A 25,310-nucleotide genomic window follows, 5' to 3' on the forward strand; every position below is an offset into this window, starting at 1 on the left:
TGCGACCGACGGTCGCAGTTGACCCTAAAGCTACTTTAGCCTTCAGACTTTTCCTACTCCGATACCGCCGCCATAGGGTAATGGGCACCTTCTCTCCCCCTAATTCAAGAGGTAACCCCCATGCGTATTCTCGTGGTCGAAGACGAGCAGAAAACCGCCGACTACCTGCAACAGGGCCTGAACGAAAGTGGCTACGTGGTCGACTGCGCCGCCAATGGCATCGACGGCCTGCACCTGGCCGGGCAGCACGCCTATGAACTGGTGATCCTGGACGTCAACCTGCCTGGCAAGGATGGCTGGCAAGTGTTGGAAGAACTGCGCCGCAACGGCACCCAGCGGGTAATGATGCTGACCGCCCGTGGCCGGCTGGCTGACAAGATCAAGGGCCTGGACATGGGCGCCGACGATTACCTGGTCAAGCCGTTCGAGTTTCCCGAACTGCTGGCACGGGTGCGCACCCTGATGCGCCGCAGCGAGCACATTCCACAGCCGGAAGTGTTCTGCGTCTCGGACCTGGAGCTGGACCCGCGCCGCCACCGCGCTTATCGCGGCACCCGGCGCATCGACCTGACCACCAAGGAGTTCGCCCTGTTGCAGGTGCTGATGCGCCAGGCTGGCGAAGTGCTGACCCGAACGCAGATTATTTCCCTGGTCTGGGACATGAATTTCGACTGCGACACCAACGTGGTCGAAGTCTCCATCAGCCGCCTGCGCGCCAAGGTGGATGACCAGAGCGAGGTCAAACTGATCCACACCATTCGCGGCGTGGGCTACGTGCTGGAAGCGCGCCCATGAAGACCGGCAGCCTGTCGATGCGCCTGGGCTTGACGGTCAGCCTGATGGGCGCGGGCCTGGTGTTGCTGCTGGCGACCCTGGCCTACCTGGCCCTCACCCATGAGCTGGAAAAACTCGCGCGCAAGAACCTCGAAAGCAAGATGGAACAGATCCAGCACAGCCTGGCCCTGGGCCTGGACGCCCATGCCATTCGCGGCCGCCCGCACTCGCTGATGGACCTGGTGATGGGCCACGACAATTTCCACCTGACCATCGTCGGTACCGCGCCCGATAACAGCGTGCTGCTGAACGTCGGCAGCAAGCCCCAGGAACCGCTGCTCACTGACTTCAAACCACGGGAAACCCTTGGCTACCTCAATTGGGTCGACAGCTACGGCAACCAGATACTCAGTGCCTCCAGCTTGATGCGCCTGGCCAACGGTGAACGTGTGCGGGTGCTGCTGTCCCTGGACCGCATGGACGACCAGGCATTGCTCAGTGCCTACCTGCGCGCCACGCTGATTGCGCTGCCGCTGCTGTTGATACTGATTGGCATGGGCGCCTGGTGGCTGGTGCAACGGGGCCTGGCGCCGTTGAAGCAGTTCAGCCAGGTGGCGGCGAAAGTCACCACACAAGACCTCACCCATCGCTTGTCCGTGGACAACCTGCCCCACGAACTGGGTGAACTGGCCCACGGCATCAACGTGATGCTCGACCGCCTGGATGCCGGGGTGCAGCAACTCTCGCAGTTCTCCGATGACCTGGCCCACGAACTGCGCGCGCCCTTGACCAACCTCATGGGCAAGGCCCAGTTGACCCTGTCGCGCCAGCGCCCGCCGCAGGAATACAAGGCGGTGCTGGAATCCAACACCGAAGAGCTCGAACGCCTGGCGCGGATTGTCAGCGACATGCTGTTTCTGGCGCAGGTCAGCCACCCGGCGGCGCGGGCCTCATTCACCGAGGTGTCCCTGGCGCAGGAAGCCCAGCGCGTGATGGAGTTGTTTGCCCTGAGTGCCGAAGATAAAGACGTCACCCTGAGCCTGCGCGGCGATGCCTGGGTGACCGGCGACCGCCTGATGATCCAGCGGGCGATTTCCAACTTGCTCTCCAATGCCATTCGCCACACACCCGAGGCCTCTACCGTGTTGCTGTTGGTGGAGACCTACGAGCAGAGCGTATCGCTGTCGGTGGGCAACCCAGGGCGTGGCATTGAAGCGCACCACCTGCCGCACCTGTTCGAACGCTTCTACCGCGCCGACAGCAGCCGTACCCGTGCCGAGGGCGGCACCGGGTTGGGGTTGGCCATTGTGAAATCGATCATGCATTTGCATCAGGGGCATGCTCATGTCACCAGCCAGGCTGGACGTTTTACGCGGTTCAGCCTGGCCTTTCCCCTGACTCTGGAAGCACCGCTGTCCCCCTGTGGGAGCGGGCTTGCTCGCGAAGGCGGTGTATCAGTCAGCAAAGGTATCGACTGACCCGGCGCATTCGCGAGCAAGCCCGCTCCCACAGGGGGGTTGCGGCGTTTTCACGGTTGTCAGGCGGTCTCTTCATCGCGGCGATGAGCCCATTGATACAACGCCGGCAGCACCAGCAATGTCAGCAAGGTCGAAGAAATAATCCCGCCAATCACCACCGTCGCCAACGGGCGCTGCACTTCGGCGCCGGTGCCGGTGGCGAGTGCCATGGGGATAAAACCCAGGGACGCCACCAGCGCCGTCATCAGCACCGGGCGCAGGCGGGTCAACGCGCCTTCGTGGATCGCTACCGATAATGAGCGGCCTTCCTCGCGCAGGTTTCGGATGAAGGCAATCATCACCAGGCCATTAAGCACCGCCACGCCCGACAAGGCGATAAAGCCCACCCCCGCTGAAATCGACAACGGAATATCGCGCAGCCACAGGGCCATGATCCCGCCGGTGAGCGCGAATGGGATGCCGGTAAACACCAGCAGGCCGTCCTTGAGGTTGTTGAACATCATGAACAGCAACCCGAACACCAACAGCAAGGCCACCGGCACCACGATGCGCAAGCGTTCAGAAGCCTCCTTCAACTGTTCGAACTGGCCGCCCCAGGTGGTCCAGTAACCGGCAGGGACTTTCACCTGGGTGGTGATGGCGGCTTCGGCCTCCTCGACAAACGAGCCAATATCGCGCCCACGCACGTTGGCGCTGACGATCACCAGGCGCTTGCCGTTCTCGCGGCTGATCTGGTTGGGGCCCAGCACCAGATCGAGGCTGGCAACCTGGGACAAGGCGATAAAGCCCAACTGCCCCGAGGTACTACTCGCCAGCGCCGGCACCGGGATCAACAGGCGTGACAAGCCGTCGATATCGGTACGTAACGTGTCGGACAAGCGCACCACCATGTCAAAACGCCGATCACCCTCGTACAACGTACCGGCCTGGCGACCACCGACCGCGACGGCGATGGTGTCCTGCACATCACCCACATTCAGGCCAAAGCGAGCGGCCTTGTCGCGGTCGATATTGATGGTCAGCACCGGCAGGCCGGAGGTCTGTTCCACCTTCACTTCCGAGGCGCCGTTGAGCTTTTGCAAGGTCTCGGCGATTTCCCCGGCGGTGGTGTTGAGCACCGCCATATCATCGCCAAACACCTTCACCGCCACGTCGCTGCGCACCCCGGAAATCAGCTCGTTGAAGCGCAACTGGATCGGCTGCGACAGCTCATACACGCTGCCCGGCACAATCGCGCTGGCCCGTTGGATATCGGCGATGATTGCCTCGCGGGACTTCTTCGGGTCTGGCCATTGGTCCTTGGGCTTGAGCATCACGTAGCTGTCGGAGATATTCGGCGGCATTGGGTCGGAGGCGATTTCCGCCGTACCGGTGCGCGCAAACACCCGCTCGATTTCCGGCACTTGGGCCAGCAAGGTTTTTTCCAGTTGCTGCTGCATCTGCACCGACTGGGTCAGGCTGGTACCGGGCACACGCAGCGCCTGCTGGGCAAAGTCGCCTTCGCTGAGGCTGGGGATAAATTCACTGCCCATGCGGCTGGCAACCAGGCCCGAGACGACGATGGTCAGTGCGGCCAGGCCGAACACCAGGGGCCGACGCACCATCACCCAGTTGAGCACCGGGTCATACACCCGGCGCGCACTGCGCATGACGAAGTTTTCTTCTTCCTTGACCTTGCCGGTGACAAACAACGCAATCGCCGCCGGTACGAAGGTCACCGACAAAATCATCGCGCCGAGCAAGGCAATCACCACCGTGAAGGCCATGGGGTGGAACATCTTCCCGGCCACTCCCGTGAGAGCGAAGATCGGCAGGTACACCACCATGATGATCAACTGCCCGAAGATCAGCGCGCGTCGCGCCTCCTTGGCCGCGGCGAACACTTCGTGCAGGCGCTCACTGCGGGTCAGCAACCGGCCATGACGGTGTTGCGCATGAGCCAGGCGGCGGATGGCGTTCTCGACGATCACCACCGCGCCGTCAACGATAATGCCGAAGTCCAGCGCGCCCAGGCTCATCAGGTTGGCGCTGACTTTGTTGGTGAACATGCCGGTGAAGGTGAACAACATCGCCAGCGGTATCACCATCGCCGTGATCAGCGCTGCACGGATATTACCCAGGAACAGGAACAACACCGCCACCACCAGCAGTGCGCCTTCGAAGAGGTTTTTCTTCACCGTGGCGATGGCTTTTTCCACCAGGTTGGTGCGGTCGTAGACGGTGACCGCCACCACGCCTTCGGGCAGCGAGCGGTTAATCTCCTCAAGCTTTTTCGCCACCGCCTGGGACACACTGCGGCTGTTCTCACCGATCAACATGAACACCGTGCCCAGCACCACTTCACGGCCATTTTCCGTGGCGGCGCCGGTACGCAGCTCACGACCAATGTCGACCTGAGCCACATTGCGCACGCGGATCGGCGTGCCGTCAGAAGTAGTGATGACAATGTTGGCGATGTCGTCGATAGACGCCACCTGGCCCGGCGCGCGGATCAACAACTGTTCGCCGCTACGCTCGATGTAACCGGCGCCGACGTTGGCGTTGTTGCGCTCCAGCGCCGTGACCAGATCGTTGAGGGTCAAGTTGTAAGCGGCCAGGCGCTTGGGGTCTGGCGCAATCTGGTATTCCTTGGCGAAGCCGCCGATGGTATTGATCTCGGCCACGCCTGGCACGTTGCGCAATTGCGGCTTGATGATCCAGTCCTGGATCACCCGCAGGTCGGTGGGTGTGTAGGGCGTGCCGTCCTCTTTGCGCGCACCGTCCTCGGCTTCGACGGTCCACAGGAAAATTTCCCCAAGGCCGGTGGAAATCGGCCCCATCGCGGTTTCGATGCCGTCGGGCAATTGCTCACGGGCCACTTGCAGGCGTTCGTTGACCAATTGGCGGGCAAAGAACAGGTCGGTGCCGTCCTTGAAAATCACCGTGACCTGGGACAAGCCGGAACGCGACAACGAACGCGTCTGCTGCAGGCCCGGCAGGCCGGCCATGGCGGTTTCGATGGGAAAGGTGATGCGCTGCTCGGTTTCCAGCGGCGAAAAACCGGCCGCCGCCGAGTTGATCTGCACCTGCACGTTGGTGATGTCAGGCACTGCGTCGATGGGCAGTTTCTGGTAGCTGGCGATGCCGACACCGGCCATCAACAGCACCGCCAGCAACACGATGATGCGCTGCTCGATGGCGAATTGGATAAGGCGCTCAAACATGGGGAATCACTCGCAGGATCAATGGGCGTGTTCGGCCGAGCCTTTGCCCAGTTCGGACTTGAGGATGAAGCTGCCGGCCGTCGCCACCTGCGCGCCGGCCTCCAAGCCTTTGCGCACTTCGACGTAGCCGTTTTCACTGACGCCCAGTTCAAGATGGCGGGTGATAAAGCCGTCCGCGGTGCGCACAAACACCGAGGGTTTGTCCTCGACGGTCTGGATCGCGGTTTGCGGTACGGTGACCTTGGCCTGGTAGGTATCGGTGGCCACTTGCACGGCCACGAACAAGCCCGGGCGCCAAGCGTCGTCGGGGTTGGGGACCGTTACGCGCACGGTGGCGGTGCGCGTCTGCTCACCGAGCAAGTTGCCCACATAGGCCACGGTACCCAGCACTTCGGTGCCCATTTCCGTCGAGCTGACTTTCACCGGCTTGCCCACGCGGACCTTGTTCAAGTCCTTGGGAAACACGCCAAAGGTGACCCACACCTGGGACAGATCCGAGAGGGTGAAGGCATTGCTGGTTTCACTGACCACCTCGCCCACCCCCAGGTGTTTTTCCACCACCACACCGGCGAAGGGCGCACGCAGTTCATAACGATTGCCGCCGGCCAGTACCGCGCTGCCGCTGAGGGCAGTCATTTTTTGCCGCGCATTGTTCAGGGCGATTTCGGCTTCTTGCAGGGTTTGCCGCGCCAGCAGGTAATCCTGTTCGGCAGAGATTTTGTCCTGCCACAACTGACGCTCGCGCTGGAAGGTGGTACGCGCCAGTTCGACCCGGCGCTGGCTGGCCGCCAACTCACTGCGCTGGTCGGAAATCTGCTGGCTGGCGATCACCGCCAACAGTTCGCCTTTTTTTACCGACTGGCCCAGATTGACGCTCACCGCTTCCACCACGCCCGCAGCACGGGGCACGATGTGGGAGGTACGGTCTTCATCAAAACGCACCTCGCCGGGCAGCGTCAGCACCGTGCTGATCGAGCGCGGTTGCGCCTGGGCCAGCTGAATACCGGCGGCCTGGATCTGCTGCTCGGTGAGTTCAAGTTTGCCTTCTTCTTCCTCGGCGTGGGCCAAGCCCGATAGCATCAGGCCCAGGGCGACGGCGAGCGCCATGCCATGTTTTTTGTTCATCAGGAGACTCCAGGAAAAATCAAAAGCGGGCGAGGTCGCCGTAAATGCGTTCGATGCGTACCCAGGCCTCGGTGGCCTGGGCGGTGGCAGCAAGGTATTGGGTGCGGGCCGCGATCAAAGTGCGCTGGGCGTCGAGCACGTCGAGGAAGTTGAACTTGCCCATCTCGAAGCCACGGGTGGCGCTGTCTACCGCACTTTGTGCGGCGGGCAGGATCTGTTGGTTGAACGCACGCACTTCGGTATTTGCCGTTTGCCACAGGTCCAGGGCCTGACGGGTTTCGGTGCGCAGGCGCAGCTCGGCGGCGTTGCGCAGGTCGCGGGCCTGGTCGGCGCGTCGAGTGGCCGCGAGGATGTTGCCCTGGTTGCGGTTGAACAGCGGGATCGGCATCGACACGCCCACTAGGTTCACCCGCTCGCGCACGCTGGCGTCGTATTGGCTGCCGATAGACACATCCAGGTCCGGAATGCGCTGGGCTTTTTCCAGGCCCACGCTGGCTTCGTTCTGCACAATGTTGAGTTCGGCCAGGCGCAATTCGGCGGTCTGCTCAAGGCGTGCCAGCAATGGCGCGGCGGCGGGTAACGCGGGTACCGAGGTGCTCGGTGTGGCGACGGCCTGGAAGTCGGTGGCGGCGCTGCCGGTGCTGGTGGCCAGGCGACGGTAGGCGTCAGTGAGGCCGATCTGGGCGCGGTTCAATTCCAGGCGGATTTCCGACACCTGCACCTGGGCGCGGGTGGCTTCCACGGGTGACGACTTGCCAGCGGTGACTCGCCCATTGGCGACCACCAGGCCGCGTTCGGCAAGCGTCATGGAGCGTTGCGCCAGGTCAAGGCGTTCCTGGGCGCGCAGGGCGCCGTAATAGCTGTCGATGACCTCGGCGCGCAACAGGTTGCGACGCTGCTCCAGGGTCAGCGCGGCGGCATCCTGGCCGCGGGTGGCCACCTCGATGCGTGCACCGCGCTTGCCGCCCAGTTCCAGGGTCTGGCTGAGTTTGATGCTGGTGGTGCGGCTGTTGCGGCGGGGGGCTTCGGCGTCCCAGGGGGCCACCGGGGTGGGGATCAGGCCGGCCTGTTGGCGGCCGCCTTCGGCGATGTCGATTTCCCATTGTGCGGCCGCCAGGTCCGGGTTGTTGGCGAAGGCGGTTTGCAGCGCTGCATCGAGGGTGAGGGGTTGTGCCTGGGCGGCGTTTGCGGATATCCACACTACCAATGCCGCCGCCCCCAACAGTGTTCTAACGGAAGTTGCCATAACGAGAGTTCCACGCCCATGAAGTCGCTGAGGTGTCCCAGCGGGGGCAATGTAGCTGTCGGTACTTATCAGGGCCGTGGGTGAAAGATTACAAATCCGTTAGCCAGGCTCAAGCATGCACTTCGTCGTGATCGTCATGCTGAAAACCCTCGCCCTCGACCTGGATCGTGGCATGGGAAATATCGAATTGCTCGTGCAGTAACTCCGTCACTCGGCTGAGGATCTGTTGTTCAGTGCCCTGGGACGCATCCGCGACCAAATGCGTACTCAGCACATTCTTGCCACTGGTGAGGGCCCAGATGTGCAGGTCGTGCACGTCCTTGACCCCCGGCACGCTGCGAATGCCCTGCTCCACCTGCTCGATATCCACACCCTCCGGCACACCTTGCAGCAGGATGTTCATGCTCGCCTTGAGCAACGTCCAAGTGCGCGGTAACACCCAAAAACCAATGGCGGCCGCGACCACGGAATCGACCCAACCCCAGCCAGTGAACATGATCACCAGCGCGGCAATGATCACGCCGACGGAGCCAAGCATGTCACTCCAGACTTCCAGGTAGGCACCCTTGACGTTAAGGCTCTCGCCACTGGCAGCGCTGAGCAGACGCATGGAGATCAGGTTGACCACCAGCCCCAGCAACGCAATCACCAGCATGCCGGTGGACTGAATTTCGGCGGGCGCCTGCAGCCGCTGGTAAGCCTCGTACAAGATGTAGAACGCCACGGCGAACAGCAGCAACGCATTGAAGGCGGCCGCCAGGATCTCGAACCGCGCATACCCGAAGGTGCGCTTGCGATCTGCCGGGCGCTTGGCGACCTGGATCGCCACCAGGGAAATCGCCAGGGCCAGGGCGTCGGTCATCATGTGCGCCGCATCGGACAGCAGCGCCAGGCTGCCGGTGACAAAGGCACCGATGACCTCGGCCAGCATGAAGCTGCCGGTCAGCCCCAGGGCGATCCATAACTTGCGTTCGTGACCGGCGCGTACTTGGGCGTGGCTGTGTCCTGCGCTCATGAAATGTCCTCGTGGGTTGGGATGGGGCGGATCATAGAGCTATAGGTCAGATCCACTGGCATGGTTTGCAAAATTGTCATCTGAGCGCCAGAGGGTCGTTACCTTCGAGCGCACCAAAATCGCCCAGGCACACGCTGGTGGAGTTCTATCAGGTATGCTTTTCAGACCGAAACAAAAAGAAACATATTAGCCTGCCTGCTCGATAAGGAGTCCCGTTTTGGAGCTATCGACTGCCGCGTGGATGGTTCACGACACCCGACTCATGCTCTGCGTGCTGTTAGCGATCGCCAGCATCATTGTGCTGATCAGCGCGACCAAACTGCCGCCCTTCCTGTCGATTCTGATCGGCACCTTTATCGCCGGGGTCGGCGCCGGCCTGCCGCCGGAAGAAGTGGCAAAGGCGTTCAGCAAAGGCGCCGGGGCGATTCTCGGGGAAGCCGGGATCATCATTGCCCTGGGTGCGATGCTCGGCGCGCTGATGGCCGAATCCGGTGCGGCCGACCGTATTGCCACCACGTTGCTCGGGTTGGGCAAAGGCAAGTCATTGCCCTGGGTGATGGCGTTGGTCGCCATGGTGATCGGCCTGCCGCTGTTCTTCGAAGTGGGCCTGGTGATGATGGTGCCGATCATCTTTGTGATGGCCAAGCGTTCGAACCAGCCGTTGCTGAAAATCGCCATCCCCGCGCTGGCAGGTATGACCACCCTGCACGCCTTGATGCCCCCGCATCCGGGGCCGCTGATTGCCGTAGGCGCGTTGCACGCCGACCTGGGCCTGACCATGTTGCTGGGTTTGTGCCTGGCGGTACCGGCGGTGATCCTGGCCGGGCCGCTCTACGGCAATTGGTTGTCCAAGCGCCTGCATGTGGACGAACCGGCCGAGATTGGCGCGCTGTTCAGCGCACCGCCCAAGGCCCCGCGCCAGCCGAGCTTCGGTGTGTCGTTGCTGATCATTTTGTTGCCGGTGATTCTCATGCTCGGTAGCACTTTGGCCAAAGTCGCGTTGGCGCCAGAAAGCACCCTCGCCCTGACCTTGAAATTCCTCGGTGAACCACTGGTTGCCCTCGGCCTGGCGGTGATCGCCGCGGTCGTTTGCCTGGGTTGGGCGGCGGGCATGCCACGCGCCGACGTCGGCAACACCCTGCGCAAAGCCCTGGCGCCCATCGCCGTGTTGCTGCTGACCATCGGCGCCGGCGGCGGCCTCAAGCAAACCCTGCTGGACGCCGGCGTCAGCCAGACCATCAGCAAAGTCGCCGAAGGCGCGCACATGCCCTACCTGTTGCTGGCCTGGTTGATCGCCGTGGCCCTGCGCCAGGCCACCGGCTCGGCCACCGTCGCCACCACCACGACCGCCGGCATCCTCGCGCCGATGATGGCCGGGTTGGCGGCGACTCAAAGCTCATTGGTCGCCCTGGCCATCGGCGCCGGCTCGGTGTTCTTCTGCCACGTCAACGACGCCGGGTTCTGGATGGTGCGTGAGTACTTTGGCTTGCAGTTGAAGCAGACGATATGGGTGTGGTCGGTGTTGCAGACGATTGTTTCGGTGGTTGGGTTGGTGGGTACCTTGTTGCTCTGGCACTTCCTGACCTGACCCTCAGGCGGCCAAGGTGTGGCGCTTGCCAAACAGCGCCACACTCGCCACTCCCACAGCCCCCATCACCACGCAATACCCCACACAGATCCACGGGCTGGTCGGCATCAGGGCGATCAACAACAACGGTGTAGTACTTGCCCAGAGCGCGTAGGCAATGTTGTAGGTGAAGGAAATGCCCGATACCCGCACCTGCGCCGGAAACAGCCCGACCATCACCGACGGCACCGCGCCCACCACGCCGCAGCTCAGGCCCGCCACGGCGTACGCTGCGCCGAGCCACACGCCGCCAGCGATCAGGCTGGCGTACAGCAGCGCAATGCCCACCGGCAGCAACAGGCTGTAGACCAATACCGCGCGCCACGCGCCGATGCGGTCCACCAGCAGGCCGGCGAGGACGCAGCCGATATTCAGGAAGACGATGCCCAGGGCACTCAGGGCAAAGGTGTGACTGGGGCTCATGCCGAAGGTTTTCTGCATCATGGTCGGGGTGATGACCACCAGCACCACCACGGCAGATGTCAGCACGCAGGTGAGGATCATCGCCGGCAACAGCACGGCGCGATGGTCGCGCAGCACGGTGCGCAATGGCATTTCGGCGGCGGCCTGGCGACGCGCCTGCATCTCCAGGAACACCGGGGTCTCGCTGAGCCAGCGGCGCAGCCATACGCCGATCACGCCGAATACGCCGCCCAGCAGGAAGGGGAAGCGCCAAGCGTAGTCGAGGATTTCGGCGGGGGTGAAGACCTGCGCGAGCAAAGTGGCGGTCAGCGCCCCCAGCAGGTAACCGAAGGTCAGGCCGGCCTGCAAAAAACCCAAGGCATAGCCACGATGGTGACGCGGCGCGTGCTCGGCGACGAAGGTCCAGGCGCTGGGCACTTCGCCGCCCACCGCTGCGCCTTGCAGCACGCGCAGCGCCAGCAGGATCAGCGGTGCGAAATAGCCGATTTGCGCGTAGGTCGGCATGATGCCAATCAGCAGGCAGGGCAAGGCCATCATCAGGATGCTCAGACTGAACACGCGCTTGCGCCCCAGGTGGTCAGCGAAGTGCGCCATCAGGATGCCGCCCAGTGGACGGGCGAGGTAACCGGTGACGAAGATGCCAAAGCTTTGCAGCAGGCGCAGCCACTCGGGCATTTCTGGAGGGAAGAACAGTTGGCTGAGGGTCAGCGCAAAGAACACGAAGATAATGAAGTCGTAGATTTCCAGGGCTCCACCCAAGGCGGCCAGGCCCAGGGTTTTGTAGTCGGAGCGGGAAAAACGCTGCGCCCGTGGGGAAATGGTGGCAGTCATGTGCAGGCTCGGCAGACAAACAAAATGGCGTGCAGGTTATGAGCTGAGCCCATCGATGGCAATCGCGGCGGATATATTTGTTTTCCTCATTGATCGTTGAAGATAACTACATTCCCAAATCAATGACCGTAGAGGAACATGCCGTAAAACTGCCAAACCTCATAATAACTACAAGAGGAAAGACTCGTGGCCGATGCTATCGAAGACAGCCGCTATGCCCGATTTGCCCTGCGTTGCTCCAACTTCGCCGAACGTTGGTTTCCTGACTCCTGGGTGTTTGCCGCCCTCGCCGTGATCATCGTCGCCGTGGCGACCCTGGGCATGGGCGCCGCACCGGCCGAAGCGGCCAAGGCATTTGGCGATGGGTTCTGGAGCCTGATCCCGTTCACCATGCAGATGGCCTTTGTGGTGATCGGCGGTTACGTGGTCGCCCGGTCACCGCCCGCAGTGAAGTTGATCGACCGCCTGGCACGCATTCCCAAGAATGGCCGTTCGGCGGTGGCTTGGGTGGCGTTGATTTCCATGGTGGCTTCATTGCTTAACTGGGGCCTGTCCCTGGTGTTCGGCGGTTTGCTGGTAAGGGCATTGGCCCGGCGCACGGATTTGCGCATGGACTACCGCGCCGCTGGCGCTGCCGCGTACCTGGGCCTGGGGGCCGTATGGGCGCTGGGGCTGTCGTCGTCGGCCGCGCAGTTGCAGGCCAACCCGGCCAGCTTGCCGCCGTCGATCCTGTCGATCACCGGGATGATCCCGTTTACCGAGACCATTTTCCTGTGGCAATCCGGCGTGCTGTTGCTGGCGCTGATCGTGGTGTCGCTGATCATCGCCTACGCCACCGCGCCTGGCCCCAACAGCGCCCGAGACGCCAAGGCCTGCGGCATTGACCCGGCCTTCAACCTGCCCAAGCCGCAGGCGCCGACGCGCCCAGGCGAATGGCTGGAACACAGCCCATTGCTGACCATTCTGCTGGCGTTGCTGGCGGCCGGCTGGCTGTTCCATGAGTTCTCGACCAAGCCGGCGATCAGCGCTATCTCGGGGCTCAACACTTATAACTTCCTGTTCATCATGGTTGGCGCGCTGCTGCACTGGCGCCCGCGCAGCTTCCTCGATGCCGTGGCCCGTGCGGTGCCGACCACCACCGGCGTGCTGATCCAGTTCCCGCTGTACGGCTCGATTGCCGCGCTGATGACGGTGGTCAAGGGCGGCGACGGCCAGACCCTGGCGCACCATATTTCGACGTTCTTCACCTCCATCGCCTCCCACGACACCTACGCCCTGCTGATGGGTGTGTACTCGGCAGTGCTGGGCTTCTTCATCCCATCGGGTGGCGGCAAGTGGATCATCGAAGCGCCGTATGTGATGCAAGTGGCCAATGACCTGCAATATCACCTGGGCTGGGCGGTGCAGATCTACAACGCCGCCGAGGCGCTGCCGAACTTGATCAACCCGTTTTATATGTTGCCGTTGCTGGGTGTGTTGGGGCTGAAGGCGCGGGACCTGATCGGGTTTTCATTTGTGCAGTTGCTGGTGCATACGCCGCTGGTGTTGTTTTTGCTGTGGGCGTTGGGGACGACGTTGAAGTATTTGCCGCCTGTGATGCCCTGAATAACGAGTGACCGCAACTGTTGGTAGAACAGTTGCGGTCAAGGATTTACAGGAAGGCGTGCCAATAGATCAGGTAATGCACTCTGTATCGTGTCCCAAACAACATCCAAGTTGATATCGAAGTAACCATGAGCGATTCGGTTGCGCATCGCTCGCATATTGCGCCAAGGAATATGTGAATGGCGTGCCGCGAAGTCCGGATGCTGATCCATGATTTTCGTCGACGCTTCACCAATGATGATCAGGCTCATGACCACAGCTTGTTGTGTTCGCCGGTCTTCCAAAAACTCTTCTTTGCTCAAGCCCTCTACAAAAGTGATCGCGTCAGTGGCAGCTTGCCTTATGTGCTCCAGATAATCCCTAGCCGACTTTCCGTCATACTGGCCGGGCCTCCGCTAGCACTTTATCGCGAAACTTCAAAGGCAAGTCGCCAGGCGTAAGCAGGTCGACATTAACGCCGAGCAAGTCCTCAAGCTCGACCTGCAACCCACCGAGATCAAAGAGGGTTGTGCCCGGCGGCGCGTCTACCAGCAAATCAAGATCACTGCCTTCTTGGTCAGTCCCCATCAGTACCGACCCAAATACTCTGGGATTGGAAATACGGAAACGTCCGACCACTTCTCGTACAGCCGTTCGTTGCAGATCAAGTGCAGTTGAAGGTCTCACGACTCACCTCAGTGATGTGCATTAGAAGGGCAGTCTAGCAGCGCTTGAGCCGTGTAGACACGCCCCGCCCATCACACGCCTGTCTTTGTTCCGTCACATTCCATTGCTACCGTCCTGCGAAATATCTTGCAACATCTCGCCAAGGACTCCCCCGCAATGAGTGATGAGCACGAAGACCTTCCCTCCTCCGATTCCGCCATCCAACCCACGGTAGACACCAGCCGTCGGCGCTTCCTCGGCGGTGCGGCGGTGTTGGGGGTGGGTGCGACCTTGAGTGCCTGCGGCAATACCAGCGAAGCACCAACCCCACCGGTACCACGGCCGCTCACGCCCCAGGAACTGGACAAGGCGTTGCGCGAGCAGGTGAAAACCGTGGTGGTGATTTACGCCGAGAACCGCAGCTTCAACAACCTGTTCGCAGATTTCCCCGGGGTGGAGAAACCGCTGTCAGCGTTAACCGCCAAGGACTTCCAGCAGCGCGACCGCGATGGCAGCGTATTGCCTGCCCTGCCACCGAGCTGGGGCGGTGTGTTGCAGGTCGGCCCACAAACGGTGGACGGGGTGACTTACCCCAGCGAAGTGCAATTCCAGCAAAACCTGCCCAACGCGCCGTTCGCCCTCAAAGGCCCGCAGGGCGAAGACCTGCCATTGAGCCTGGTGACCCGCGACCTGTGGCACGTGTTCTACCAGAACCAGATGCAGATCAACGGCGGCAAGAATGATGGTTTTGTCGCCTGGGGCGACTCCGGTGGGCTGGTGATGGGCCATTACGCCCAGAGCCGTTATGCCCTGCGCCTGTGGGACGTGGCCAAGGAGTTTGTGCTGTGCGATAACTTCTTCCAGGGCGCGTTTGGCGGCTCGTTTCTTAACCACCAGTACCTGATCAGCGCCACCGCGCCGTTTTATCCCAATGCCGCGCAGTCGGTGGCCAAAGCGCAGATCGCCACGCTGCAAAGCGATGACCCCAGCGGCACGCGCCTAAAGCCCTTGGACACATCCCCGGCCAGCGCCATGACCGGCCCGCCGCAATTCGGCCCCAGCGCGCTGACACCCGATGGTTACGGCGTAAACACCCTGGCCCCGCCCTACTGGCCCACCTGGATCCGCGACCCGCAGAACCCGGATTATTCCAAGCCCGACCTGCCCAATGTGCTGGTGCCGCAAACCCACGAGCATATTGGCGACAAGCTGTCGAAAAAGAACATCGACTGGGCCTGGTACGCCGGTGCGTGGCAAGCCACGCTGGAGCAGTTCAAGGACTCCGGCGGCATCCCCAAGATTCCGAATTTCCAGTACCACCATCAGCCGTTCAATTACTTCAAGCAGCAAGGGCCGCAAAACCCGGCAGAACGTGCCAAGCGCTTGCGTGACGGCGGTTTGGGCGATGAGTCGAGCACCAACCGGTTCTTCGCCGATGCCCAGGCCGGCAAGCTGCCCGCCGTGAGTTTCTACAAGCCCCAGGGCAACCTGAACATGCACGCAGGTTATGCCGACGTGGCCTCGGGCGACCGCCATATCGCCCGCGCCTTGAAGGTGCTGCAAGAAAGCCCACAATGGAAAAACATGGTGGTGGTGGTGACCGTGGATGAAAACGGCGGCTGGTGGGACCACGTGGCGCCGCCCCAGGGTGACCGCTGGGGCCCAGGCTCGCGGGTTCCGGCGCTGGTGGTGTCGCCGTTTGCACGCAAAGGCACGGTGGACCATACGGTGTACGACACGGCATCGATCCTGCGGTTGATCACTCGAGTGTTCCAATTGGAGACCCTGGACGGCCTCAAGCAGCGTGATGACGCGATGATCGCGCGCGGGCAGAAGCCCATGGGTGATCTGAGCAATGCCTTGCAGTTCAGCCTGTAGGGGCTTATCCAATAACGACATACCAGGCGATTTAACACGCGATTTTCCTGGTCAGCCGCTACTGTGTGCAGGTGGGCTTCCATCCCGCGCAGACGGGCTTCGCTGACAAGGAATCGACTATGTTTAAACCGACCAGGCTGTCCTTCACCCTCGCCGCACTGTTGGCGAGTGCGGTCGTACAGGCCGACATCGAGGTGCCACTGGGCAGCACGCAGCGCGTCACCCAGTTGTTCGCGTTCCCCAATAACTGCAATGTGATCTGCTTTCGGCCATGGTCACTGGAGCAGACCGCCGAACACTATTTGAACCAGAGCCTGCAACGTGACGGTTACAGCCGGGCCAAGGTCAGTGTGAAGACCCATGACGGTCAGGTCACGGCGACCTTCAGCGGCGTGCCAGACGGTTACGGCCAGCCACTGACCACGCTGCTCAATCCCGCCGACCTGGCTTACCAAGGTGCCCGCCAGCTCAACAGTGACGGCAAATGGGCCTACAACTGGTACCTGTTCCTGCCGTTGGGCATGGCGCTGGAAAACCGCAAAAGCATCGAACTGTTGCACTTCCCTCCGGATTACTCGCTGACCCAGGCCCAGGATTATCTCGAATCGGCCACCACCGACCGCTGGGCCACCTTGTTAAGCGAAAATGGCGTACCCGCCACGGAAACGCCGGCGTACCAGACCATCATCGATATCGCGCCCATCGCCGCGCCGTCCAATGCCGGCAAAGACCTGGAAACCGTCTATGGCTACTTCACCGACTACCAGACCCGCATGGTCAAGGAACTGAGTCTGCGCCCTGGCGGCGCATTGCCGATGGTGGCCTTCGGCGCGCCGGTGCGTAGCTGGATCAAGCAACAATACGGGCAAACCGTGGGCGTGCTGAGCCTGGCGCAGATCAGCCCGGAGCCAGGCAAAACCGTCGCGGTATTGGGCGCCAACCACCCAAGCTACATTTGGTATGCGGCCAGCCCCGACAGTTATGACGGTGACGAGCAAAAAGCCGACGATGCCGGCTTGAAAGTGATGGGCCAGGACTTGAGCGCCGCCTGCTGGCAAGCCGGCATGGGCCAGAAGCCCGCCAGCGATGCGAATGTGTTGCTCAAGGCCTGCCTGAACACGTGGCAGGTCACGCGCAAGGAGCAGACGTGTGAGTTGTTTTACACCTCGGTGCGCCATCTGACGCCCGAGCAGGCCAACGCCAAGTGCGCCACAGCGCCCATCAAGGCCCAGTTGAAGCAACTGAGGAATGTTGCCCCCACACCCACCGTCACAGCCCCTGCGCTTTAAGGCAAGTAAACCGTTTCTACTGTCAACTTTGACAGTAGAAATAGGATCCAACATCGGCGAATCTTGGGCCGCGCCCATTTGCTGCAAGACTGGCCGTCAGACCCGCAGGTCCATGCAGCCCCGCTCAGGAGAGTGATGAAAACTCGAGCCATGGATAAGGCTAAAACGTCTGTGAATGACTGCCTCTATCCCTTCAAGACGCTGCTCGTGGAACAGGGTTACCCCTCGACCGAGCACTTTGAGGTCAAGCAAGACGTTGAAGGGATCGCGGCCAGGGTCACGGCGCGCGTGGCCTTTGAGAGTCGCATGCGCATTGCCCAGGTTTCCGGTTATGCCGTCAGCGAACGTCGCCCGCACACGCTGCAGCTGTCGCCGCGCATCCACTTGTACGATTGTTGGTTCTGCGGCCTGTTACAGCACTCCTGTAACCCGAACGTGTTTCTGGACACCACATACCTGGAGCTATGGACGGTGCAACCCATCCACGCCGGCAGCCTGCTGACCCTGGATTACGCCACTACCGAAGACACACTGGCCCGGCAGTTCGCTTGCCATTGCGGCGAGCTGAACTGCCGAGGCTGGATCACCGGCAGCAAGGAGCCGCTGAACGCCGAAGGCCAGGCCTTCATGGCCTGGTGGCGTGAGCACAAACGACCTTAGGCTTCGCCCAACGGACGCAGGCGGTATTGCGGCGGGAGTTGCTCGAAGCCACTGATGGTGGTGTTCAAACTCTTCCAGCGACCGTCCTTGATGCCATAGATGCAGCCATGGATCGACAGGCTCTGCCCACGGTGCCAGGCATTTTGCACAATGCTGGTATGGCCGACGTTGGCCACCTGCTGGATCACGTTGAGCTCGCACATGCGGTCTACGCGCTCTTCTTCGGTCGGCAACTGGGCCAGCACATCGCGGTTTTCGTAGTACAGGTCGCGAATGGTGCGCAGCCAGCCGTCGATCAGGCCAAACTGGCGGTCCTGCATCGACGCACGCACGCCGCCACAGCCGTAGTGGCCGGTGACGAGGATGTGTTTGACCTTGAGCACATCCACCGCGTACTGGATCACCGACAGGCAATTGAGGTCGGTGTGCAGCACCACGTTGGCCACATTGCGGTGCACGAACAGGTCACCGGGCAACATGCCGACGATCTCGTTGGCCGGTACACGGGCATCGGAACAGCCGATCCACAGGTATTCCGGGGTCTGCTGGCGGGCGAGCTTGGCGAAGAATTCGGGATCTTCCTGTTTGATCGCATCCGCCCAGCGTTCGTTGTTATCAAGCAGGTCTTGTAGTTCGTTCATCAGGGAAAGCCTCAGGAATGATGCGCAGTTTTGTGACTGACAAGCCCTCGTCCGGGTCACGCCAGGCGCTAATTAGCTTGAATTTTTTGGCTGCCATGCCTGTCCACACACTATAAGCCCCACAGTATGAGGATTGGCCATGACTGAATCACGACGTCCCTACGGCGCAACACAGCCGGAACCGATCGATGACAACGAAGACCGCATGGGTGAGATGCGCGAGCTGGATTTTGACGAAGAGGACCAGACAGCGGAAATCGGCAATGAAATCCCGCGTGGCGAGCGCGAGCACCTGATGCCCGACAAACGGGTGCGCGAAGCCGGGATGACCGGGGCTTCTACCGATGATCATGAATCGACCGATGACGATATGAGCCCGGAGACGCTGATCCGTGAGGATGGCGCCCGGGATGCGAGAGAGGAAGGCGAAGACAATGCCGCCGACTATGACTTGAGCGTCGTGGGAGAAAATGACATTGGCGGAGGGAGTGGGTTGGATGAGGCTGAACTGGCTGATCTGGACCCCCTGAACGGTAAGCGCTGACCCTGTGGGAGCTGGCTTGCCTGCGATGGTATCACCGCGGTGTTACTTGAAGACCGAGGTGCCTGCATCGCGGGCAAGCCCGGCTCCCACAGAGGCTTTGCACATAGGGCCTTTGCATTTAGTCAACCAGGGTGCACGCCATCACGACTGCATCTTCGCGACCACCCACAGCGGGGTAGTAATCCCGGCGACGGCCAATTTCGTTGAAACCATAGCGCTCATACAACCGAAACGCGCCGGTATTGCTGTCACGCACTTCCAAAAAGCATTCCCGCGCATTGGCCGCGTAGGCACGGGACATTAAATGCTCCAGCAGCGCCAGGCCCAAACCACGGCCCTGGTTTTCCGGCTTCACGGTGATGTTAAGCAAGTGCGCCTCATCGAGGATAATCTGCACCACCCCATGCCCCACTTGCTGTTCGCCTTCGAACATCAGCCAGATCTGGTACTTGCCGAGCCCGTCGAGGAAAATCCCGCGGGTCCAGGGGTGGCTGAACGCCGCGTATTCGATTTTCAGCACGGCGTCGAGGTCGGCCTCGGTCATCGGGCGAAAGGATAAAGCCTCACTCATCAGTTGTTTTCCAGCGCGCCATCAGCCGGCGCATGGCTTGCCAGACATCAGCCTTACGCTGTGGCTCTTCCATTAATAATTCCAGGCCCGGCAGGGCCCACACCGAACCCAGGCCTTCAACCTGCAGCTCGCGGTACCAGGCCTCGGCATTGGCTTCACCGGCAAACCGCACGGCGGGCAGACCAATCAGCCACAGGCACACGCAGGGCTCGTCTTCCAGGCGCGCCGAGACAAACCCCTGGACGAAATCCCGTGCGGCCTCGGGGCCCTGATCCATGGTACCGCGCACCAGCAGTGGCCAGCGCACCGGCTCACCGACGATTTGCGGGCTGTCGGGCAGGCCGGCGGCGCGCAGCATGTCCTTGAGCAACAGGTAGGCCGGGTCACGGGACTGGAAACGCTCGCCGGTCGGCAGTTCCACCAGCAACAGGCAGCGCCCGGCCCGCAGCAATTGCAGGGCAAAGCGTGGCGGCGGTACGACTGGCGCCTTGGCTACCGGCGCAGCCTCCTCCACCACCTTGGCAGCCTTGGTCACCGGCGCAGGGCGCGGCACTTCAATCTTGGCCCGCTCGACCGACGGGCGCGTCTCAGGGATGGGCTTGACCACCGCCACGGGCGCGGCCGCCTCTTCTCCCGACGACTCGAGCGCCTCATAGGGCTCAAGCGCCTGCAACAACTCGGGCCGCGACGGCGCGGCAAACGGCAGTTCGGTGCGGGGCAGCCAGTTGACCACCTGCATGGCGGTCAAGTAAGCGCGACGTCGGGACTCGATAAGCACAGCTCGGCCACTTGTGGATAAGTAAAGAGCGGGGATTCTACCGCTGTTCGGCAACAATCGCCCACTGCGCACTGACCGGCTGTGGATAATTCCCGCGCGTGATGCAGTACAATCGCGACTTTTAATCGCCAACCAGCCGGCCATTCCCATGATCGAACCCAAGCGCGTCCTGCGCGCCCTCGCCGAACACTGGGCCTTACTTGAGCCTCTGTGCGAACACTTCGACCAAGGCACCCTGAGCCTGGCCGAGCTGCGCGCACAGTTGGCCGCCCAACAACTGGACAGCACGCCCCAGGACATCACCAGCCTGCTGGACGTGTGGATTCGCCTGGATATCCTGGTGCCTGTCGCCAAGAGCCCGAACCGTTTCGAGCTCAATGCGCAGATCCACGACTTCCTCGCCTATCTTCGCAAGGAGCACCGGCTTGGCCTGTGCCTGGAAATCGAAGCCTACCTGCGCCATCTGGAGCGCCTGGCCGGTTATATCCAGGACGCCTTCGACATCCGTGACGGCCACGACCTGGCCCGGCAACTGCGCCTTTTGGATATGCGCGTACGCGATGTGCTCAAAAAGCTCGCCAACGACGAACAAGCCCTCGCCGCCGTTGCCGACCGCGCCAAGACCAGCGACCGACAGATCCCGTTGCGCCAGCGTTACGCCGAGGTATTGGCGACCTGGGACGAATACGTCGAGCCGATGATCCAGCTGGTGAACGCCGACGGCGCCTTCGAGCAAGGCGTACGCAAGGTGGAAAACGTGCTGCTGCGCATGCTCACCGAGCAACAGCGTCTTGGCCACCTGGTGGATGACGACATGCTGCTGCGCACCCACGCGCGCATCCTCGAAATGCAAACCAGCGCCCAACTGACCTTGCGCCATGCGCGGGAGCTGCTGTTGCCGCTGCGTGAAGAAGCACGCCGGCATAACGCCGTGACTCGCGGTGCGGCGCTGGCCCTGTCGGCGATTCGCCGCAAAGGCCTGGACGCAGTGCCGCAAGCGGCGATGCCGATGTTCACGCGGCCGCAAAGTACCTTCCTGGGCAGTGCCAGCCAGGTAGAAGCCTATGTGTATGCCCTGGCCAATTTCGAGCCGAAACCGGCGCGTTTCCCCAAAGCGCATAAATCCCACAAAGGCGAAGCCCAGCGTGCACCGCGTACGGTCAAGGAAATGCTCGAACGCTGCGAAGACGCGCTGCCGATGCCCGACCTGATGACCTGGCTGCTGGAGCAGGAACCGGACGGCGCCACCGATGAACTGCTGTACTGGTTCTCGCGCCTGTCCCGGGAAAAACGCTTCAAGCGCGAGCGCCTGGAACGTCGCGATTACCACACCCACGAGCACCAGGTCAGCCTGCGCTCCTTCGCCCTGCTCCCGGCCGGCGTCGATGCCACCGAGAATTCTGCGAGCACGCCTTATGCATCTTGATCTATCCGAACTGTCCCAGCTTGCGCCGATCTTTCGCGAGCTGTTCAAGGGGTACCACGTCAGCCGCCGCGACCCGGAGCTGTACGCGCAATTGTCGAACTTCCAGGACCAGTACCGCACGCTGTTCAAGGCCCTGGGCTTTGAGCTGGTGTGCGATACCCGCGGCTTCTATTACTTCGTGCCGGACACTGCCGTGGCTGCCGCGCAGGTGAACAAGACCGCACAGCGCCTGGCCTTGTTTACTTTCATCATCGTCGAACACCTGGCCGACCAGGGCCGTGACCCGGTTGCCGTGCTCGACGGTGGCAGCCTGGGCCGCGATGAGTTGCCTTCGTTGCTGGAGAAATACCGCGACCTGTTTATCCAGGCCGAAGTGCAGACCCAGGAAGAGCTCGAAGAAAAGATCATGCGCCGCATGACCCAACTGGGTTTTGCCAGCGAAGACAACGGTATCTACCGCTTCCTGCCGCCGATGCACCGCTTCCTGGATGTGTGCCTGTCGGTGCAGCAGGACCGCGACCTCGCCGCCAGCGTGCACAGCGTACTGCCACTGCCAGCACCGGTGATTATCGATGAAGACAGCGATGAGAAACTGCTGAAGACCGATGACCCGCTGGATCTGAGCGCCTTCACTGAAGAAAGCGAAGACGATGCCCTGGCCCGCGCCATTGCCGAAGAACAGGAGACCGACGCATGAGTAAGGAACGCTACGGCATCCGCCGCTTCGCCCTATTGAACACCGCCGGTTACAGCCTCGGCTTGTTCCCACTGGAAGAACCGCTGTCGGTGTACGGCGCCAACAACCTGGGTAAATCCGCCTCGATCAACGCCTTGCAGTTCCCGATTTTGGCACGCATGTCGGACATGAGCTTCGGCAAGTACACCCTGGAACAATCGCGGCGCTTCTACTTTGCCACCGACACCAGCTACATCCTGGTAGAAGTCTCCCTGCCCCACGGCCCCCACGTCATCGGCGTGGTCGGACGCGGGCCGGGCGGCGGTTTCGGTCACCAGTTCTTTGCCTATGCGGGCAAGCTGGACCTGGCTCACTACCAGAAAAACGACACCTGTCTGCGGCAGAAAGAGCTGTTTACCAACCTTGAGCGCGAGGGCCTCAAAGCCTACGAACTCAAGCCTGATGAACTGCGGCGCTTGCTGGTGGGTGGCCATACGTCGATCCCGCTGGACCTGACCCTGATTCCGCTGCGCTCCACCAGCGAACAGAGCTTGAAGACGTTCCGTGCGTTGTTTATCAACCTGCTGCACATGCGCGAAATCACCGCGGCCAAGCTCAAGCAACTGTTCCTCGATGCGTTCGAACACAGCTTGCGTTCAGGCAGTGTCGACTACATCGCTGCGTGCGAAGAAGCCTTCCGTGATGTACGACGCATGGAGCAGGACTACAACTCGCTGGTGGCGGCAGGCCCCTTGGTCGAGGCCCTGGCCAACGGCGTGAAACAGCGCGACGCCCTGCGCGGCAAACTGCATCGCCTGTCACCGCTGCTGGATTCGTTGCTGGGCACCTGGTCGGACTACGCCAGTGCGCGCAAGGAAGAGCTGACCATCCAGGCCGAGCATTACCGCAGCGAGCAGGACGCACTGCAAAACGACCAGCGTGGCGGCACTCAGGAGCTGATGCGCCTGGAGCGGGAAATCAGCGGCATCCAGCGTTGGTTGGGCGAGTTGTCGGTGCTCAAGCATCGCTTTGCCCTAGTGGATGACGTCAAGGTGCTGGAGCAACAACTACTCGCCGCCAAGGACGCTCACGATGAACTGGCGGGCGCCTTGGCGCAGTCGCGGCAGTTCAGCGCCGAGGACTTGGAAGAACGCCTGCGCGACCTGGAAAAGCGCTTGAAGTCGGTCAAGCAGCAGCTCGATCACGCGGACAACAACAGCTACGCCAAGCTGCGCGAAGAATTTTCGCAGCAGGATGTCGAGCGTCTGATGCGCCTGTTCAACAGCTCGTTGTTCAGCCTGCCGCTGGGCGAACATGGCATCACGCTGGACGAGGACGGCCAGTGGGTCAAATCCCTGGAGCAGATCCTCGATGGCTTCAAGGGCGAGCGCTTTGAAGTGCCGGGGCTGTCCATCGACATCTCGCACATCGAGCCGCCGGCACTGCAAGCCTTGGCGGACCGCGCCGCGTTGCGTGACCAGAAAGAGCGCCTGGAAAAAGAACTCAAGCAACTGAAAACCCAGCAGGCCGTGGCGTCAGACCGCGCCGCGAGCAAGACCCAGACCGAAGCGCTGTACCAGCAGGTACTGGACGCCCAGAAGGCCTTGGAAGACTTCCGCCGCACCCAGACCCTGAGCGCCGAAGAAGGCGAGAAACTGGAAAACCTGGCGCAGATGGAAGCCGCCCAAGACGAGTTGAAGCGTTCCAGCGATGCCTTTACCGAGCGCGTCCAGCAACTGTCGGCCAAGCTGCAATTGGTCGGCCGCCAGATCGGTGATATGGAAGCCAAGCAACGTACCCTGGATGACGCGTTGCGCCGTCGTCAGCTATTACCGGCGGACCTGCCGTTCGGTACGCCGTTCATGGACCCGGTCGACGATTCCATGGACAACCTGCTGCCGCTGCTCAATGACTATCAGGACAGCTGGCAGGGCCTGCTGCGGGCCGATGGCCAGATCGAAGCGCTGTACGCCCAGGTGCGCCTCAAGGGTGTGGCCAAGTTCGACAGCGAAGATGACATGGAGCGTCGCCTGCAGCTGCTGATCAACGCTTATGCGCACCGCACCGATGAGGCGTTGACGCTTGGCAAGGCACGTCGTGCGGCGGTCACCGATATCGCCCGTACCCTGCGCAACATCCGCAGCGATTACGACAGCCTGGAACACCAGTTGGCGCTGTTCAACCGTGAGATCAACAAGCGCCAGGTCTCTAACCTGCAAAGCTTCCGCATCGTGCTGGCGCCGAACAAGGAAGCGCTCAAGCATATCGACCAGATCATCCACAGTGCCGGTCAGTATGAAGAAGGCGAGACCCTGTCGGTGTTCGACCTCAGCCAGAGCGCCGAACAGGACAACAAGAACGAAGAAGCCAAGGAATATCTGGCTCGCCTGGTAGCCGCCAACCATAACCAGTTGGGCCTCAAGGACTTGTTCGAGTTGGCGTTCGAAATCACCAAGGTTCACGGCCAGCCGGTGATCCATACCGACATCGACGGCGCTGCGTCCAACGGCACCACCATGACCATCAAGGCGCTGACCAACATGTACTTGTTGCTGCACTTGATGGACCGCGACCAGGCCGGTCGCGTACGGTTGCCGTACTACCTCGATGAAGCGGCAGACATCGATGAGAAGAACCAGGCAGCACTGCTGGAAACCAGCCTGCAACTGGGCTTTGTGCCGATCCTGGCGAGTGTGAAGCCGCAGGTGTCCGCCCAGGTGGCGATCGACCTGGAAGGCGGCAGCGGGCCGAACGGGATCTACATCGATGAGGCGGACTGGAAGTACATCCGTCGCCATGATGTGGTGAAGGCGACGATGAATGTGCAGGCGGACGAGCCGGAGCTGGATGAAGTCTGACGCGTTGTACTGAAAGG

At 61.7% G+C, this 25,310-nt stretch carries 20 protein-coding genes and 1 pseudogene; 11 read left to right on the top strand and 10 right to left on the bottom strand.

Translation table 11 applies throughout. From position 1 onward, the window contains the following. Positions 1 to 120 precede the first annotated feature (120 nt). Together CER19_RS22745 and CER19_RS22750 are read left to right on the top strand one after the other, a co-directional pair. A complete protein-coding gene (locus CER19_RS22745) occupies positions 121 to 795 on the top strand; it encodes a heavy metal response regulator transcription factor (RefSeq protein ID WP_116668073.1) in 675 nt (224 codons plus the stop codon). Further along, positions 792 to 2,252, top strand: a complete 1,461-nt coding sequence (locus tag CER19_RS22750; RefSeq protein ID WP_116668074.1) for a heavy metal sensor histidine kinase — start codon at positions 792 to 794, stop codon at positions 2,250 to 2,252. Before CER19_RS22745 ends, CER19_RS22750 begins: the two co-directional genes overlap by 4 nt. 59 nt (positions 2,253 to 2,311) lie before the next feature. Here CER19_RS22750 and CER19_RS22755 read toward each other — a convergent pair whose 3' ends face one another. The 4 genes from CER19_RS22755 to CER19_RS22770 form a co-directional block, all read right to left on the bottom strand. Then, positions 2,312 to 5,455 (bottom strand): CusA/CzcA family heavy metal efflux RND transporter, encoded by a 3,144-nt coding sequence (locus tag CER19_RS22755; protein ID WP_116668075.1) that lies wholly within the window; start codon positions 5,453 to 5,455, stop codon positions 2,312 to 2,314. Positions 5,456 to 5,473: 18 nt separating this feature from the next. After that, positions 5,474 to 6,580: an efflux RND transporter periplasmic adaptor subunit gene (locus CER19_RS22760; protein WP_116668076.1), complete on the bottom strand. Its 1,107-nt coding sequence runs from the start codon at positions 6,578 to 6,580 to the stop codon at positions 5,474 to 5,476. A 19-nt stretch (positions 6,581 to 6,599) separates the two neighbouring features. Beyond that, the gene (locus tag CER19_RS22765; RefSeq protein WP_116668077.1) at positions 6,600 to 7,826 is read right to left on the bottom strand and encodes a TolC family protein; all 1,227 of its coding nucleotides are present in this window, start codon (positions 7,824 to 7,826) and stop codon (positions 6,600 to 6,602) included. Between the two features lie 109 nt (positions 7,827 to 7,935). Further along, positions 7,936 to 8,841, bottom strand: coding sequence for a cation diffusion facilitator family transporter (locus CER19_RS22770; protein WP_116668078.1), 906 nt, complete (start codon positions 8,839 to 8,841; stop codon positions 7,936 to 7,938). Between the two features lie 217 nt (positions 8,842 to 9,058). On the opposite strand from CER19_RS22770, the gene CER19_RS22775 reads away from it, so the two are divergent. Next, on the top strand, positions 9,059 to 10,429 hold the full coding sequence (locus CER19_RS22775) for a gluconate:H+ symporter (protein ID WP_116668079.1): 1,371 nt from the start codon (positions 9,059 to 9,061) through the stop codon (positions 10,427 to 10,429). 3 nt (positions 10,430 to 10,432) lie between these two features. Here the strand turns inward: CER19_RS22775 and CER19_RS22780 are convergent, their stop codons facing one another. Continuing rightward, positions 10,433 to 11,722: an MFS transporter gene (locus CER19_RS22780; RefSeq protein WP_116668080.1), complete on the bottom strand. Its 1,290-nt coding sequence runs from the start codon at positions 11,720 to 11,722 to the stop codon at positions 10,433 to 10,435. Positions 11,723 to 11,908: 186 nt separating this feature from the next. On the opposite strand from CER19_RS22780, the gene CER19_RS22785 reads away from it, so the two are divergent. After that, the gene (locus CER19_RS22785; RefSeq protein WP_116668081.1) at positions 11,909 to 13,327 is read left to right on the top strand and encodes a short-chain fatty acid transporter; all 1,419 of its coding nucleotides are present in this window, start codon (positions 11,909 to 11,911) and stop codon (positions 13,325 to 13,327) included. Positions 13,328 to 13,365: 38 nt separating this feature from the next. Here the strand turns inward: CER19_RS22785 and CER19_RS22790 are convergent. After that, positions 13,366 to 13,706, bottom strand: a pseudogene (locus CER19_RS22790) (DUF86 domain-containing protein). After that, on the bottom strand, positions 13,703 to 13,993 hold the full coding sequence (locus tag CER19_RS22795; RefSeq protein WP_032893707.1) for a nucleotidyltransferase family protein: 291 nt from the start codon (positions 13,991 to 13,993) through the stop codon (positions 13,703 to 13,705). The pseudogene CER19_RS22790 and the gene CER19_RS22795 overlap by 4 nt, the downstream one beginning before the upstream one ends. A gap of 156 nt (positions 13,994 to 14,149) precedes the next feature. On the opposite strand from CER19_RS22795, the gene acpA reads away from it, so the two are divergent. From acpA to CER19_RS22810, 3 genes are all read left to right on the top strand, one after another. Then, a complete protein-coding gene (acpA, locus tag CER19_RS22800) occupies positions 14,150 to 15,850 on the top strand; it encodes an acid phosphatase (protein WP_116668082.1) in 1,701 nt (566 codons plus the stop codon). Positions 15,851 to 15,969: 119 nt separating this feature from the next. Then, a complete protein-coding gene (locus CER19_RS22805) occupies positions 15,970 to 17,139 on the top strand; it encodes a hypothetical protein (protein ID WP_116668083.1) in 1,170 nt (389 codons plus the stop codon). Between the two features lie 135 nt (positions 17,140 to 17,274). Beyond that, positions 17,275 to 17,799, top strand: coding sequence for an SET domain-containing protein-lysine N-methyltransferase (locus tag CER19_RS22810; protein ID WP_116668084.1), 525 nt, complete (start codon positions 17,275 to 17,277; stop codon positions 17,797 to 17,799). On the opposite strand, the gene can is transcribed toward CER19_RS22810, so the two are convergent. Then, positions 17,796 to 18,440 (bottom strand): carbonate dehydratase, encoded by a 645-nt coding sequence (can, locus tag CER19_RS22815; protein WP_003188288.1) that lies wholly within the window; start codon positions 18,438 to 18,440, stop codon positions 17,796 to 17,798. The genes CER19_RS22810 and can overlap by 4 nt on opposite strands. 139 nt (positions 18,441 to 18,579) lie before the next feature. On the opposite strand from can, the gene CER19_RS22820 reads away from it, so the two are divergent. Further along, the gene (locus tag CER19_RS22820; protein ID WP_116668085.1) at positions 18,580 to 18,984 is read left to right on the top strand and encodes a serine kinase/phosphatase; all 405 of its coding nucleotides are present in this window, start codon (positions 18,580 to 18,582) and stop codon (positions 18,982 to 18,984) included. Positions 18,985 to 19,102: 118 nt separating this feature from the next. Here the strand turns inward: CER19_RS22820 and rimI are convergent, their stop codons facing one another. Further along, entirely contained in the window at positions 19,103 to 19,555 is a 453-nt protein-coding gene (gene rimI / locus CER19_RS22825) for a ribosomal protein S18-alanine N-acetyltransferase (RefSeq protein WP_003188286.1), read from the bottom strand. Then, complete coding sequence (locus tag CER19_RS22830; protein WP_116668086.1) at positions 19,548 to 20,294, bottom strand: energy transducer TonB; 747 nt, start codon at positions 20,292 to 20,294, stop codon at positions 19,548 to 19,550. Before CER19_RS22830 ends, rimI begins: the two co-directional genes overlap by 8 nt. A gap of 187 nt (positions 20,295 to 20,481) precedes the next feature. On the opposite strand from CER19_RS22830, the gene mksB reads away from it, so the two are divergent. The 3 genes from mksB to mksF are packed head-to-tail and all read left to right on the top strand — an operon-like array spanning position 20,482 to position 25,293. Further along, positions 20,482 to 21,759: an Mks condensin complex protein MksB gene (mksB, locus tag CER19_RS22835; protein ID WP_032893713.1), complete on the top strand. Its 1,278-nt coding sequence runs from the start codon at positions 20,482 to 20,484 to the stop codon at positions 21,757 to 21,759. Continuing rightward, entirely contained in the window at positions 21,749 to 22,456 is a 708-nt protein-coding gene (gene mksE, locus CER19_RS22840) for an Mks condensin complex protein MksE (RefSeq protein ID WP_116668087.1), read from the top strand. The genes mksB and mksE overlap by 11 nt, the downstream gene beginning before the upstream one ends. Continuing rightward, positions 22,453 to 25,293 carry an Mks condensin complex protein MksF gene (mksF, locus tag CER19_RS22845; RefSeq protein WP_116668088.1) on the top strand — a complete coding sequence of 947 codons (2,841 nt, stop codon included), beginning with the start codon at positions 22,453 to 22,455 and terminating at the stop codon, positions 25,291 to 25,293. The genes mksE and mksF overlap by 4 nt, the downstream gene beginning before the upstream one ends. Positions 25,294 to 25,310 lie beyond the last annotated feature (17 nt).

The organism is Pseudomonas sp. GL93, assembly GCF_003408955.1.
GTDB lineage: Bacteria > Pseudomonadota > Gammaproteobacteria > Pseudomonadales > Pseudomonadaceae > Aquipseudomonas > Aquipseudomonas paracarnis.

Coding starts and splice junctions, on each gene's coding strand:
- CER19_RS22745 (WP_116668073.1), top strand. CDS start 121: ATGCGTATTCTCGTGGTCGAAGACGAGCAGAAAACCGCCGACTACCTG.
- CER19_RS22750 (WP_116668074.1), top strand. CDS start 792: ATGAAGACCGGCAGCCTGTCGATGCGCCTGGGCTTGACGGTCAGCCTG.
- CER19_RS22755 (WP_116668075.1), bottom strand. CDS start 5,455: ATGTTTGAGCGCCTTATCCAATTCGCCATCGAGCAGCGCATCATCGTG.
- CER19_RS22760 (WP_116668076.1), bottom strand. CDS start 6,580: ATGAACAAAAAACATGGCATGGCGCTCGCCGTCGCCCTGGGCCTGATG.
- CER19_RS22765 (WP_116668077.1), bottom strand. CDS start 7,826: ATGGCAACTTCCGTTAGAACACTGTTGGGGGCGGCGGCATTGGTAGTG.
- CER19_RS22770 (WP_116668078.1), bottom strand. CDS start 8,841: ATGAGCGCAGGACACAGCCACGCCCAAGTACGCGCCGGTCACGAACGC.
- CER19_RS22780 (WP_116668080.1), bottom strand. CDS start 11,722: ATGACTGCCACCATTTCCCCACGGGCGCAGCGTTTTTCCCGCTCCGAC.
- acpA (WP_116668082.1), top strand. CDS start 14,150: ATGAGTGATGAGCACGAAGACCTTCCCTCCTCCGATTCCGCCATCCAA.
- CER19_RS22805 (WP_116668083.1), top strand. CDS start 15,970: ATGTTTAAACCGACCAGGCTGTCCTTCACCCTCGCCGCACTGTTGGCG.
- CER19_RS22810 (WP_116668084.1), top strand. CDS start 17,275: ATGAAAACTCGAGCCATGGATAAGGCTAAAACGTCTGTGAATGACTGC.
- can (WP_003188288.1), bottom strand. CDS start 18,440: ATGAACGAACTACAAGACCTGCTTGATAACAACGAACGCTGGGCGGAT.
- CER19_RS22820 (WP_116668085.1), top strand. CDS start 18,580: ATGACTGAATCACGACGTCCCTACGGCGCAACACAGCCGGAACCGATC.
- rimI (WP_003188286.1), bottom strand. CDS start 19,555: ATGAGTGAGGCTTTATCCTTTCGCCCGATGACCGAGGCCGACCTCGAC.
- CER19_RS22830 (WP_116668086.1), bottom strand. CDS start 20,294: ATGCAGGTGGTCAACTGGCTGCCCCGCACCGAACTGCCGTTTGCCGCG.
- mksB (WP_032893713.1), top strand. CDS start 20,482: ATGATCGAACCCAAGCGCGTCCTGCGCGCCCTCGCCGAACACTGGGCC.
- mksE (WP_116668087.1), top strand. CDS start 21,749: ATGCATCTTGATCTATCCGAACTGTCCCAGCTTGCGCCGATCTTTCGC.
- mksF (WP_116668088.1), top strand. CDS start 22,453: ATGAGTAAGGAACGCTACGGCATCCGCCGCTTCGCCCTATTGAACACC.